Here is a 12,518-nt window from a genome sequence, read left to right as displayed (position 1 = left end):
CCCCTAAAGTTACGTTATTTATGGCTTTGCGCCAATTCTTCTATAGGTGCAAAAGCTCGTTGAAGTATATCTTCTAGCTCTTGCTCATGTTGTTTTTTGTATCCCGTGGCTGGAGAAGCACTAGATTTGCGGGCGATGAGGCCCAAATCATAGTTGCGGTAGAAGGCTAAGAGATATTGCCAAGATCCCATGTTTGAGGGTTCTTCTTGTACCCAGAAGAACTTGGCGTTGGCATATTTCTTAATCAATTCATTGACCTGTGCTTGAGGGAAGGGGTAGAGCTGTTCTAGACGAACGATAGCGATATCGTCATGTCCTTCTTTCTCTTTCTTCTCTAATAGGTCATAATAAAGGCGGCCTGTACAGCAAAGTACTTTTTTGATTTTGCTGGCATCTTTTACGCTAGCGTCATCAAAGGTTTCTTGGAAACCACCAACGGTAAAGTCTTTGAAATCAGAAATACATTCTTTGAGACGGAGCAGCTTCTTTGGAGACATCACAACAAGAGGTTTGCGGAAGGGGCGGGCCAATTGTCTGCGGATGAGGTGGAAGAAGTTGGCTGGTGTAGTTACATTGGCTACGGTCATATTGTATTCTGCGCAGGCTTGCAAGAAGCGTTCTAGGCGAGCAGAAGAGTGCTCGGGGCCTTGCCCTTCATAGCCATGAGGGAGAAGCATGACCAAACCGCTCATGCGCGCCCATTTACTTTCAGAAGAAGTAATGAACTGGTCAATAATAGTTTGGGCACCGTTGACAAAGTCGCCAAACTGTGCTTCCCAAACCACTAGGCTATCGGGAGAAGCCAAAGAATAACCGTATTCAAAGCCCAAAACAGCAAACTCAGAAAGTAGAGAGTTGAAAATGCGGAATTCGGCTTGTTCTCCTTCTTTTAGGTGGTTGAGGCGGCTATATTGCTCATTGGTTTTTACATCATAGAGGACAGCATTGCGGTGCGAGAAGGTCCCGCGCTTAACATCTTGTCCACTCATGCGGATAGGATGACCATCCAAAAGCAAAGAGCCATAAGCCAAATGCTCGGCCATAGACCAGTCGCATTTGCCTTCTTCGATATAGGCTTGGCTACGTTTGAGAATCCGCTTAAACTTAGAGAGCATATTGAACTCCTTGGGAATCTCTTGTAGGTTATTGAGGATATAGGTCAATTGCTCTTCAGAAATAGCCGTATCGGGAGATTTTAGATAATCTTCCCAAGAGGTTTTCTTTTGCAATTGGCTCCAGGCTACTTCTGGAGCTTGAAGTGTATAGTCTACTTCTTTTTGTTCTACTCGGTCAAAGCGTTCTTGCAAGAAGGTATTAAATTCTTGGTCCATTTGCTCCGCCATTTCTTTTTCGATAGCGCCTTGTTCGATTAGGCGATCGATATAGATAGAGCGAGGATCACGATGATTTTTGATAAACTCATAGAGTTTGGGCTGTGTAAATTTGGGATCATCTCCTTCATTGTGCCCATGTTTGCGGTAGCAAACCATATCAATAAATACATCTGTATTAAACTTCTGGCGATATTCAGCGGCTAGTGTTGCGGCAAAAATAACGGCATCGGGATCATCTCCATTGACGTGGAAAACGGGGGCTTGCACCAAGGCTGCAGCTCCAGTACAATAGGTAGAAGAGCGAGCATCTTCAAAGTCGGTAGTAAATCCAACTTGGTTGTTAATGACAAAATGGATCGTTCCACCAGTATAATAACCTTCTAGTTGGCTCATTTGGACCACCTCATAAACTACCCCTTGTCCAGCAACAGCAGCATCTCCATGAATGAGAATAGGTAGAATTTTGTCAAAGTCAGAGGTGTAAAGAACATCGGCCTGAGCGCGGGCATAACCTTGTACGACAGGACCTACTGCCTCTAGGTGAGAAGGGTTAGGGACCAATTTCATATGGACCTCTTTGCCAGAAGGGGTGGGATACTTAGAGGCATAGCCTAGGTGATATTTCACATCGCCATCGCCAAAGGTTTCTTCGGGCATGACATTTTGGAACTCACTAAAGATATGATCATAGGTTTTGCCCATAATGTTTACCAAAACATTGAGGCGACCACGGTGAGCCATTCCAATGACCACTTCCTCTACGCCTTCCTCTGCGCCTTTGCAGATAATAGCATCTAGAGCTGGAATTGTTGTTTCTCCACCTTCTAGACCAAAGCGCTTTTGGGCCACATATTTCTTGGCCAAAAAGTTTTCAAAGCCAACAGCTCCATTGAGCTTTTCCAAAATGCGACGCTTTTGCGAAATGCTTAGGTCATAAGCTTTCTGTGGTTGGCTTTGCTCCATGCGGTCACGGAGCCACATGCGCTTGTCGCGGTTCTCAATATGGCTGTATTCTACACCAATATTGCCACAATAAATTTCGATTAGTCGGTTGCGGATATCCTTCAATTTGGCATTGGGCATTCCGATTTCGGCTCCAGCCATAAAACTTTGCTCCAAATCTTCCTCTGTGAGGTTGTAGTTGGCCAAGTCGACATTAGGGAAACGAAAACGTCTGGGCCGTACGGGATTGGTTGTAGACAACAGGTGCCCCCGCTGACGATAACCGTGAATCAGTCCCAATACAGCAAATTCTTTTTGAAGGTTGCCCATAGAAAGGCCGCCTTCAATGCTATCGGTAGGCTCAGCAGCCCCCTGCTCAATGGCAAAATCAAATCCTGCAAAAAATTGTTTCCAGCCCTCGGCCACTTGCTCAGGGTCCTCTTTATAGGTCTTGTACAGATTGTCAATATAACCTGGATGGGCATTGGAAATAAAAGAGTAGCTCATTTTCAGCTGCTTTATGCGTTGTTGATAATTATATAGACCCAAAAATTGGCCTAGTCAGTATCTCGTAAATATAGAAAATCATTCTCCTATTAGTAAGGCCCTTTTTGCTTTTCTGCGTATAAAAACTATTCAGTTTTCAAGGGTTTAGCTAATAGCTAAATGAATATATAAAAATCTATTTATAGATAGAAGGGGCAAGAGGATTTTATTTTGCTTCTTTTCCAAGCTGTTTTATTATTTTTTTGGGGCTGCCCCTTCCGCTGGGTTGAAACCCAGCGCAAAGCGGTATCGCTTTGCGAAGCGATGCAAAATGAGGGTTAAAACCCTCATGAGTTCTTGGGCGGGTCGGGCTGTGTCGCAGCTCGCTCTCTGCTCGGCCCTGCGGCGGCAAAGCCGCCTTGGTCTGGCCTGCGGCCACTGCTGTCCATCCCTCAGCCAAGCGGGCGCAGCCCGCTTTACTAAGGAAATCTTAAGTCGCAGAAGATAGTGCAGCAAACCTTTATATAGTTGAAAAGAACAAGCTATTATACTACAGGTTTTACAAGAAAGAACCTTCTTTATTCTGTAGGATCTTGGGCCTTGTTTTTTTCCTTCAATCCATTTAGCGGACTAATCAATTGATCGGAAATGGTTTCTTTCGGTATCTCTTTGAGTAGCCGCTCTTCTGTTAAACTAGACTTGCCATCTAAACGTGCTCTTAGATGCGCTGTCGTTTCTCCTGGACGAAGGCGCCCAAGTAGCTTTTGGTTGGCCTTTTGATCCTGCTTCGCCTTGTCAGATTGCAGGTATTGATCTGATTTTGAAAAGCCATCGTCAACAAAAACCTCAAAACTAGAATGTTTAGGGGCCGCTTCTTGTTCTTGCGCAGAAAGCTGAAGGGCTGTCCCTGCTAAAATAGAAAGGGTTAAAATCTGTTTGATGAACATAGCACTAATGATTTTATATGAAAATCCTCATTATCCCTGATAATGAGCAAAATAAATTATTTTTCAGGAGTAGCCTGATTCTGTAACTCTAATAAAAGTAACTCTTCTTGCTTAGATGGCCGCCCATCTTCATTACTGCGCACTTTGGCATCTTGCAGTTGCTGTAAAGGAGCTGGTGCCTTAACTGATTGATCACGCTCTTTTTGATACATCTGCATGCTCGGAGCGGAACGCAATTGCTTAAACTTATTTTGGTCTATCTGTACTTTCGTGCTTTTGATCTTTTGGTCTTTTTGACTTTCTTCAAAAGCTTTTTGCTTCTCAGATTTTTGTGCCCATAAACTTAGGCTGACTAGGAGTAGAATAAAGGTGGATAGAAAGCGCATAAGGCAAATTTTTTTTTGAGAAAATCTTTTTCAGGGCATTTATACCCATAAAAATTAGGCTTAATATAAAATTACAAAATTAAAGTTTAACTAATAAGGCCAAGGCTTTTTTTATTATTGCCTGAATAAAGTAGGGCAAATATTCTCCCAATTTAGCTTTAAAATTAAGCATTGTAAAGCCAATGTTAATTTGGAAACCTTGTTTTTAAGAACAGGTTGAAAGAATTTTATTTTAAATATTAGTTGTAATTTGTGTTTTTATACGTAAAAAGGCTTCTTTTTGCCCTAAAATTTTTTACTGGTTCATTTTAGCCTAAGAATCTAAGGAGGTTTAGACTGCAAGCAATTGTAAATGAGTGGTTTTTAATAGGGTTTGGTCGGAAAAAGCCGCCTTGAAGTCGAGAGAACTTGCCCTAGCTATAGGGTTGCCCTATCTTTGTATCAACAAAAGAGAGCAATAGTTCTCTAAGGACATAGAATAAAAACAGATACAAATAATTACAGCTCAAATTTTCATTGTTATGAACTTTCGTTATTTCTTTTTCGCTATCGCTTTGTTTATCGGTTTTCAGTCTGCTTCAGCTCAATCGAGCTGGGCTTTATATAGCAGCGAAGATGTTGTTATTGAAATGACTGCTATTGGTGAAGAGACGGCTAGTGGAGCTGAGGTAGTTTCTGCCTATCAAGAAGGGGTTGCCCTAACTAAACTATATAATAAATATGGTTTGGTCAATGTACAGGGCGTAGAAATTATTGCTCCTCGTTATGAGGAAATTCGTCCCTTTGAAAATGGCTATGCAGCTATTCGCAAAGGCAACAAATGGAGTTTTATCAATAAGCAAGGTCAAAAGATCAGTAACTTCCGTTTTGATTGGGTAGGTCGCTTTGAGCAAGGTGCTGCTGCTGTTCAAATGGAAGGTAAATGGGGCTTTATCAATGAACAAGGTGCTTTGATTACAGCGGCTCAATTTGAAGCTGTACGCAGCTTTGGCAAAAATGGTCAAGCTCTAGTTAAAAAAGATGGCCAATGGTATAACTTGAATCAAAAAGGAGAATTGCAACTTTTGCAGACTACTTTGGAGCCAAGTCTACAAGCTAGTCTCTAACTAAAGAACATAAGAGTAAGCATAAGTATATTTAGGATTTGTAATGAAAAAGCCCGCAGCCAAAAGCTGTGGGCTTTCTTCTTATACGCCATCACCACGCAATTTTCGGAAGCGTTTGCGGGCTTCTACCGTAAAGTAGCTGCCCATATGCTCCATCAAAATTTGCTCATAGAGCGGCATGGCTTTTTCTGGCTGCTTGAGTCGTTCTTCATAAATTTGGGCCATTTGGAAAAGCGCATTGTCAACTAAAATGCCCTCTGGATAATTAGCAACAATCTGCTCTAATTCGGTTAAGGCTTTGCTATAATCTAATTTTTGCAAAAAGACCTTGGCCCGGGCAAAATGGATGTCGTCTTCTAATCCATGGCCCTTGTATAAGATTTTAATGCTGTCCATTTGCGTAAAAGCTTCCTCAAAACGATGCTGAAAGATTTTTAACTCTGCCTGTGCAAAAAGACGCATGCTGTTGGCCGTCGTATCCAAGTTGTAATGTTCCATAATAAAGACAGAAACATCAATGGCATCATTGGAAATAAGCTCTGAGGTGGCTCCTTTTAGAATTTCCAGCTGATCTTGTGCCCACTCAAAATCTCCCTTATAATAAGAGAGTTTGGCGTTTTTGTAACGGGCCATTTCTCCCAAGGGACTATCTTTTTGGTCTTTATCCACTTGGCTATAAAGCAAGCTGGCTTCCCAAACTTCCTGATTCATTAAGAAGTAATCTCCCAACTGGATTTTGGCCTCTGCCAAACGCTGCCGATCCAAACGAGGCATTTCTACTGCCGCTTGCAAAATTTGAATAGCTTGCCCCAAATCATTGAGATAGAGGGCCTCCAATTCTGCGAGTTGCTTCATGATGCCATAAGTGCCCGCATTTTGCCCAAATTCTTTCAAAAAGGCCTTGTACTCCCCTTCTAAGGTCCTTAACTGCTCTTCGGTATAAGCAAACCCCTTGCTGAGCTGCTTGCGCTTGGTGTATAGAATTTGCTCTTTGGCATTGATATAATAAATGGAGGTTTTTCCCTTTTCTTCTACAATGTATTCAAAGGCATCTAAGGCTGCCTGATATTGCTCTTCATTAAGCGCCATCTGGGCCAATTTATAAACTCTTGAGCCATTTTCCTGCAAACGCAAATCAAGCGCCCGAGCCTGTACTAATGCACTCTCAAAGTCTTCTTCTTGCACATAAACCCAAACCAAAAGTTCTGGATAAAGACTGTTGTTTGCATCTTTCTGACTTCTTCTAAATAATTCCGTTTTTAAAACCTCATAACTGCCCGTCATCTCAGGTAAATAACGCTGCAAAAAGGCCTGAATATTCGTCATGCGACCAGGCACTGCCTCAATTGCATCCAAATAAGCCTTGACCATTTCCTCCGCATTGCCCGCCAAACGATGAGCATTTCCCCGCTGATAAGCAAAAATTCCAGGCTGACCCAAAAGCTTTTCGCCCTTCTCATAGGTGGCCACCATCTCCGCATGACGGTCTTGCTGCTGAAAAGCATTGGCCAAACGAGTAATCTGAATTTGATTGCCTTCTAGCTCCTTGATCGCTCGCTTATACTCTTTTTCTGCCTTGTCCATTTCTTGCTGCCGCGCATAAAGCCGCCCATAATCTACACGTCGTTCTAGCTTTTCTGGACTCGCCTTGATGGCTCGCTTGATTACTTTTTCTGCCGTACTATAATCCTCCAACTCAAACAAACAGCTCAAATAACGCTCATAATAGTAGTCGTGACTGCGGTCTTTTTTATGCAGCTCTTCAAAGCAGGCGGCCGCCTTTTCAAACTCGCCATTGCGGTAATATTGCAAGCAAAGCCTAGCCTGCTGCGCATTATTAAAATTTTGCCCAAAACTAGGGGAGATGGCCGAAATAAAAAGGGCCAAAAAAATATACTTATACATATTGCTTTAAGATTCATGATGAGTTGGGGCCTCCGCAGCAAAGCTGCGGCGCTACGCTTTGGGGCTCGCTATTCGCTCGGCCCTGCGTTTTTTTCGCTGCGCTCAAAAAACTTGGTCTGGCCTTCGGCCACCCCGCCGCATCGCTAGGCCAAGCGGCTTCGCCGCTTTCTGGACCCAAATAGGTCCTTTGTCTAATGTAAGTCTTTTGCCGCAAAAATTGTTCTGAATGCTCCGCTTTAGCCGTAGTTTTAGCCTTTTATTAAGTGGGCAAGCAGGCAAAGTTTAGTTGAACTGCCAAAAAAGACCTAGTTTCGTCCCATTCTTTCATGCCGAGCCCCGAGGCTCACAAAAAAAATGTCATGACCATAGAAGAACGTAAAGAACAAGCTACCACTAGAATATTTAAAGCGATTTTTCCCAATACGACCAATCATTATAATACGCTTTTTGGTGGGGCCGCCCTACAACTGATGGATGAGGTTGCCTTTATTTGTGCGACCCGCTTTTGCCGAAAAAGAGTGGTAACGATTTGCTCAGATCGGGTAAATTTTAATCATCCTATTCCTGCAGGTACTTTGGTCGAATTAGTGGCCAAGGTGAGCAAGCTGGGTCGCACTAGTTTAGATATTGAGGTGAAAATCTATCTAGAAAAGATGTATGAAGATGGTCGAGAACTGGCGATTAACGGTTGTTTTAGCTTTGTGGCCATAGATGAAAACCGAAATCCTATTCCAGTTATAGATTAATTATTAAATTATGTGTTATTTCCCCATTCGGCCAGGCGAATTTTCGGCCTAGCGATGTGCAGCAGTGGCCGTTAGGCCAGACCGAAGCCCGAAGGGCTGAAGGGCCGAGCGAATAGCGAGCTGCGAAACGTAGCGCCGACGAGCGAAGCGAGGCGGAGGCCCCAAAACAGCAGCGAGCTGCGAAACGACAACAAGCCCTTTAGGGCGCAGTTCGACGACCGAAGGGAGTAACCGCCGCAGCTCTGCTGCGGAGGCCCCAAAACGATAACCTATGATTTTCCCTAGACTTATTATTTGTTGCTTTTTTTTCTTTTTGCCAGCTTGGAGTTTTGGACAAGGATTATTTAAAGTCTTGATTCCGTTAGCCGATTTTGAGACCTATATGCAAACGCCTTTTCGGCTTAAATTGACCAAAGCTAGCAATAATGGCATGAACAACCCCAACCCAAAAGATGCGAGTAATTGGACCAGTTGTCGGGTAGGGCAGGGGCAGTTGGTGGGCACATTTAGAGATATTAGCGCTTGTGCGGCTAGTCTGCATTTGGGGCGGCCCGTAACGGTGAAAGAGCTCAGTAATTTTAGTTATGAGCAGGCTGCAGATGTATTAGAGGGCTTGTGGAAAGACATTTGGGCCCAGACGATTCCGCATCAACCAACGGCCAATATTTGTATGCATGTAAAAGTGCATTATGGGAACATGCGCCCTGTAGAGCGGGCTTTAAATAGCTTGGGCGCTAACTGCAAAGTAGATGGTGTTTGGCGGAAAAAAGAATTGCGTTGGTTGCAGCATTTGACGTATATAAATGCGGGTGCAACCTACATGGCTATTCGGGCAGAACTGTCGAAAAGTAAGAATTTTAGGCGGCATGTTCGGCGCTATTTTAAGCCCATAGAAATGCCCAAAACGGCAGAAGAAAAGGCATTTGCCTTTGGCAAAAAGTTGTTATTCTTTTATATGGACCATTTTTGTCGGCCAGCGACTAAGAAAAATCCGCCTCGCTCTTGGAGCAGTTATCACTAAAAAAAATGACCCCAGCCAACAAATGCTGACTGAGGTCGGAAGCGTAGCCCATAGGGGAGTCGAACCCCTCTTTCCAGGATGAAAACCTGGCGTCCTAACCGATAGACGAATGGGCCATAATGGCGTTCAAAAAAGAACTAAAAAAGTAGCCCATAGGGGAGTCGAACCCCTCTTTCCAGGATGAAAACCTGGCGTCCTAACCGATAGACGAATGGGCCATAATGGCGTTCAAAAAAAGAACTAAAAAAGTAGCCCATAGGGGAGTCGAACCCCTCTTTCCAGGATGAAAACCTGGCGTCCTAACCGATAGACGAATGGGCCATAACTTTCGTTGTAGCGGATGCAAATATAATAAGCTATTTGAGATCTCACAACTTTTTCTAAATATTTTTCAAATATTCTTCTACGCGCTCTTGGCTATGGAGTTGCATTTTTTGTCGGAGGCGGTATCTATTGCGCAGGGCAGACTCTGGTGTGATGTCTAAAATGTCCATAATTTCCTTTTGGTCGAGGCCCATATAGATTAGGGTACAATAGATTAACTCTTCTTGGGTAATATTGGGATGAGTAGTTTCTAGTTTTTTGATAAATTCTTGATGGAGCAATTGGATGCGGTTTTGCAGCTCAGCCCAATTGCCCTCTTCTTTGAGTTTATGTTTAATTTTTTCTTGGAGTTGGCGCAGAGGACCGTGGTTTTCTAGTTGCTCTAGTTCATCTAAAATTTCTTTGAGCAAGCGTTTTTGTTGGGCAATTTGGACCAAGCTAGCGGATAGCTCTTGCAATTTAAATCGAGAGCGTTCTTCTTCTGCTTGAAGTAAAGCTTTATAATATTGATCACGACTCAAGATAGAGCGGCAGCGGGCTAGCAATTCGATAGGATCAGCGGGCTTGCGCAAGAAGTCGGCAGCGCCAGCATCTAGGGCTTCTCGTAAAGATTCAGGGCTCGTCATAATACCCGTGTACATAATTACAGGGATATTTTTATGTTGGGGATCGGCTTTGAGTTTTTGCAAAAAGCTAATACCATTAGTGCCAGGCATTTCCCAATCAAGGAGAATGAGGTCAATAGCGTATCGTTCTAGTAGTTTATCGGCAATAGCTGCAGAGGGGGCCGCTAAAATCTTATAGGTTTCTTCTTGTTGCATTAACTGTTCTACAGCAAGCAGGCGATTTTGGGGATTATCGTCTACAATAAGAAGACTATATTGGTACTCAGAGGGCATAAAGAGGAATCGTTAGTTGTTCGTAAAGGGGCTGATCACTATTATAAATGGCTTGTTGTAAAAGGTTGCACCACTGTTGTAGGGCCAATTCGTTTTCGGGTTTTTCTTGCAGTTGTTCTAGGATTTTTCTCAAAGCAGAAGCTTCATAAACAGTTAAAATTTCTAGCTCCTTTAGATAAGGAGCCAAACAAAGCTGAAGCTGATTTAAGTGCTGCTGCATGAAGCTTTCAGTGTCACTAGGTGGGGAGGGGGCAATAGCGGGTTGAATTTTTGGGCTGATACTTTCTGGAACAGGAACTTGGGCTTGCTCTCCTATTGGCAGACTGATGCGAAAAATGCTCCCTTTTTGCTCTTGACTTTCAATCGTAATTTGCCCCTGCATACATTCTGTAAATTGCTTGGCCAAAATAAGCCCCAAACCAGAAACACTTTGACTCTTGGTTTGCAGCTTTTTAGTATGAAAGAGCTTGTGAATCGCTTCTTTACTCATGCCTTCTCCCTCATCTTCTACCTCAATATACAATAGATTTTTTTCCTCCCAACTACGAATATAGATATTTCCACCCTCTGAAGAGAACTTAATAGCATTGGTCAATAGGTTGCGCAAAACAGTACGCAACATATAAGGATCTGCTTTGGCATAGGCCGATACATAATCCTGATAGATGTTTAGGTTCTTAAGCAAACGCATACTACTGAGCAATCGCAAACTCTCTTCGACAATAGGCCGAATATCAATGTCCTGATTTTCAGCTTCTAGTTTTCCCGTTTGCCCCTGTATCCAACCCAATAAATTTTCAAAAATCCAATAGGCCTGCTGAGAAGATTCATCCAAAATCTGAAAAGAGGTTTTTAACTCCTGCCAACGGTTGTTCTGTATATAGGTTTGCATCAATTTCGAAAAGCCCGTCAAGCTATTAAAAGGACCACGTAAATCATGCGCAATAACCGAAAATAAAAGATCCTTGGTCTCATTCAACTCCCGCAACTCTTCCGCATTTTCACTAATGATTTTTTGCTTGCTCGCAATCGTACGGTTTTGCTCACTTAAACTGATGTTTTTCTGACTAACCTCCAGACTCTTTTTATACAACAGAAATACAAAAACAGCCAATAACATTAACAAACAAAAAATAATGGATAAAATCCACAACTGTATGCGCTGCTCCTTTTGCTCCTGAGCCAATTCTAACTCCTGACGGGCCAATTTCTCTTGACTGTTATAGTTTTTCCACTCCGCATGAAACCTCAACATGCTCTCCGATGCTCCAGGCGTTTGCCGCTTGACCAAGTCATAGAGTTGCTCATAAGCCGCCGCCATGGCCGCATAGTTTTCTTCTTCCCGATATAAGGAAATTAACGCCTTCCAAAGCTTTTCTTTCTCATCAAAAAAAGAAAGCGTCTGACTCTTCTGTAAAGCCGCCCTCCAAAGCTTTTCAGCCTGATCCTTTTCCCCTTTTTCTCTAAATATTTGGCCTAAGGTATAGTAGGATTTTAAGAAGTAGGGACTCAATTGTGGATAAGGCTCTGCTAACTCAACAGATAACCAAAAATGATATTCCGCACTGTCTAATTGCCCCTGCAAATGAAAGGCTTCCCCCAAAACATAGTGCTGCGCAATAGGCAAAAATTCTAAATCATAACGCCCCCGCATTTGTCCGCCAGACCGATGCGCCATAGAGCTTCGCGCAAACTGCTCTGCCTGCTTTCCCTTTTTTTGAAATAAAGATAAACGACTCAAGTAAAAGTAAGAATGCGCCAATAAAAAGGAATCCTGAAACTGGGCTCTAGAAGCTAATGCTTTCCTAAAAAAACGCTCGGCTATCGCATATTCTCCTTTTTGCTCTGCAACTAAGGCCAAGTTGTTATAGCAGGTCTCTAAGCCCCTCGCCCCAGCTTCCTGCTTAGGGTCAAATATCTTAATCGCCCCCTCATAATAAGGCTTGGCTTCCTCATATTTTTTTAAATCATAATAAAGATTACCAATATCTACTAAAGCAAAACCCGCAGCTAATTCCTCGCCCGAGTTTTTCATCAAAATATAGCTGTTCGTAAATAATTCCGCCGCCCGATAAGTATAACCCCAATGCCGATAACTATGCCCCATATTATTATAAATACGAGCCAATGCAACCGTATCCCGAAGCTTTTCTGCCTTGCTTTCCACAAACTTTAAAATGTCCATGGCCTTTCGCCGATCTTTGCGATATAAGGCATCCGCTTCACTTAAATAACGCTCCAATTCTTGCTCCCAAGCCAAACTGTCCTGCCCAAATGAAACAGCAGCCCACAAACAACAGTACAAGATGTATCTTAACCTTCTCATGTTTTCTTACTTTTTTAGGCATTATTTCCTTTGGTCCTTAATGGACCCTAAAGGGCTTGTTGTCATTTCGCAGCTCGCTGCTGTTTTGGGGCCTCC

9 protein-coding genes and 3 tRNA genes are annotated in these 12,518 nt (G+C 43.0%); 3 read left to right on the top strand and 9 right to left on the bottom strand.

What is annotated here, in order from left to right; genetic code table 11:
- Positions 1–14: 14 nt before the first annotated feature.
- The 3 genes from PPO43_RS07025 to PPO43_RS07015 form a co-directional block, all read right to left on the bottom strand.
- Complete coding sequence (locus PPO43_RS07025) at positions 15–2,783, bottom strand: 2-oxoglutarate dehydrogenase E1 component (RefSeq protein WP_272621095.1); 2,769 nt, start codon at positions 2,781–2,783, stop codon at positions 15–17.
- 557 nt (positions 2,784–3,340) lie between these two features.
- Complete coding sequence (locus PPO43_RS07020; RefSeq protein ID WP_272621094.1) at positions 3,341–3,709, bottom strand: hypothetical protein; 369 nt, start codon at positions 3,707–3,709, stop codon at positions 3,341–3,343.
- A gap of 56 nt (positions 3,710–3,765) precedes the next feature.
- Entirely contained in the window at positions 3,766–4,095 is a 330-nt protein-coding gene (locus PPO43_RS07015) for a hypothetical protein (RefSeq protein WP_272621093.1), read from the bottom strand.
- Positions 4,096–4,616: 521 nt separating this feature from the next.
- Between PPO43_RS07015 and PPO43_RS07010 the strand changes: the two genes are divergently transcribed.
- Positions 4,617–5,201 carry a WG repeat-containing protein gene (locus PPO43_RS07010; RefSeq protein ID WP_272621092.1) on the top strand — a complete coding sequence of 195 codons (585 nt, stop codon included), beginning with the start codon at positions 4,617–4,619 and terminating at the stop codon, positions 5,199–5,201.
- Between the two features lie 81 nt (positions 5,202–5,282).
- On the opposite strand, the gene PPO43_RS07005 is transcribed toward PPO43_RS07010, so the two are convergent.
- A complete protein-coding gene (locus PPO43_RS07005) occupies positions 5,283–7,106 on the bottom strand; it encodes a tetratricopeptide repeat protein (RefSeq protein WP_272621091.1) in 1,824 nt (607 codons plus the stop codon).
- 359 nt (positions 7,107–7,465) lie between these two features.
- Here PPO43_RS07005 and PPO43_RS07000 point away from each other — a divergent pair, with 359 nt between their 5' ends.
- Positions 7,466–7,852, top strand: a complete 387-nt coding sequence (locus PPO43_RS07000) for an acyl-CoA thioesterase (protein ID WP_272621090.1) — start codon at positions 7,466–7,468, stop codon at positions 7,850–7,852.
- A gap of 271 nt (positions 7,853–8,123) precedes the next feature.
- Positions 8,124–8,873 carry a hypothetical protein gene (locus tag PPO43_RS06995; protein ID WP_272621089.1) on the top strand — a complete coding sequence of 250 codons (750 nt, stop codon included), beginning with the start codon at positions 8,124–8,126 and terminating at the stop codon, positions 8,871–8,873.
- 44 nt (positions 8,874–8,917) lie between these two features.
- Here PPO43_RS06995 and PPO43_RS06990 read toward each other — a convergent pair.
- The 5 genes from PPO43_RS06990 to PPO43_RS06970 all read right to left on the bottom strand — a co-directional run bounded on the left by PPO43_RS06990 (position 8,918) and on the right by PPO43_RS06970 (position 12,422).
- Positions 8,918–8,989 (bottom strand) — tRNA-Glu (locus PPO43_RS06990).
- A gap of 30 nt (positions 8,990–9,019) precedes the next feature.
- Positions 9,020–9,091: transfer RNA gene (locus PPO43_RS06985), tRNA-Glu, on the bottom strand.
- Positions 9,092–9,122: 31 nt separating this feature from the next.
- Positions 9,123–9,194: transfer RNA gene (locus tag PPO43_RS06980), tRNA-Glu, on the bottom strand.
- Positions 9,195–9,253: 59 nt separating this feature from the next.
- Positions 9,254–10,096, bottom strand: coding sequence for a DNA-binding response regulator (locus PPO43_RS06975; protein WP_272621087.1), 843 nt, complete (start codon positions 10,094–10,096; stop codon positions 9,254–9,256).
- Positions 10,086–12,422: a tetratricopeptide repeat-containing sensor histidine kinase gene (locus tag PPO43_RS06970; RefSeq protein WP_272621086.1), complete on the bottom strand. Its 2,337-nt coding sequence runs from the start codon at positions 12,420–12,422 to the stop codon at positions 10,086–10,088. Before PPO43_RS06970 ends, PPO43_RS06975 begins: the two co-directional genes overlap by 11 nt.
- Positions 12,423–12,518 lie beyond the last annotated feature (96 nt).

This window comes from Saprospira sp. CCB-QB6 (assembly GCF_028464065.1).
GTDB lineage: Bacteria > Bacteroidota > Bacteroidia > Chitinophagales > Saprospiraceae > Saprospira.
This window is presented reverse-complemented; position numbering and strand designations above follow the sequence as displayed.

What these genes read in the sequence shown, in the direction of transcription:
- PPO43_RS07025 (WP_272621095.1), bottom strand. Translation starts at nt 2,783, where the DNA reads ATGAGCTACTCTTTTATTTCCAATGCCCATCCAGGTTATATTGACAAT.
- PPO43_RS07020 (WP_272621094.1), bottom strand. Translation starts at nt 3,709, where the DNA reads ATGTTCATCAAACAGATTTTAACCCTTTCTATTTTAGCAGGGACAGCC.
- PPO43_RS07015 (WP_272621093.1), bottom strand. Translation starts at nt 4,095, where the DNA reads ATGCGCTTTCTATCCACCTTTATTCTACTCCTAGTCAGCCTAAGTTTA.
- PPO43_RS07010 (WP_272621092.1), top strand. Translation starts at nt 4,617, where the DNA reads ATGAACTTTCGTTATTTCTTTTTCGCTATCGCTTTGTTTATCGGTTTT.
- PPO43_RS07005 (WP_272621091.1), bottom strand. Translation starts at nt 7,106, where the DNA reads ATGTATAAGTATATTTTTTTGGCCCTTTTTATTTCGGCCATCTCCCCT.
- PPO43_RS07000 (WP_272621090.1), top strand. Translation starts at nt 7,466, where the DNA reads ATGACCATAGAAGAACGTAAAGAACAAGCTACCACTAGAATATTTAAA.
- PPO43_RS06995 (WP_272621089.1), top strand. Translation starts at nt 8,124, where the DNA reads ATGATTTTCCCTAGACTTATTATTTGTTGCTTTTTTTTCTTTTTGCCA.
- PPO43_RS06975 (WP_272621087.1), bottom strand. Translation starts at nt 10,096, where the DNA reads ATGCCCTCTGAGTACCAATATAGTCTTCTTATTGTAGACGATAATCCC.
- PPO43_RS06970 (WP_272621086.1), bottom strand. Translation starts at nt 12,422, where the DNA reads ATGAGAAGGTTAAGATACATCTTGTACTGTTGTTTGTGGGCTGCTGTT.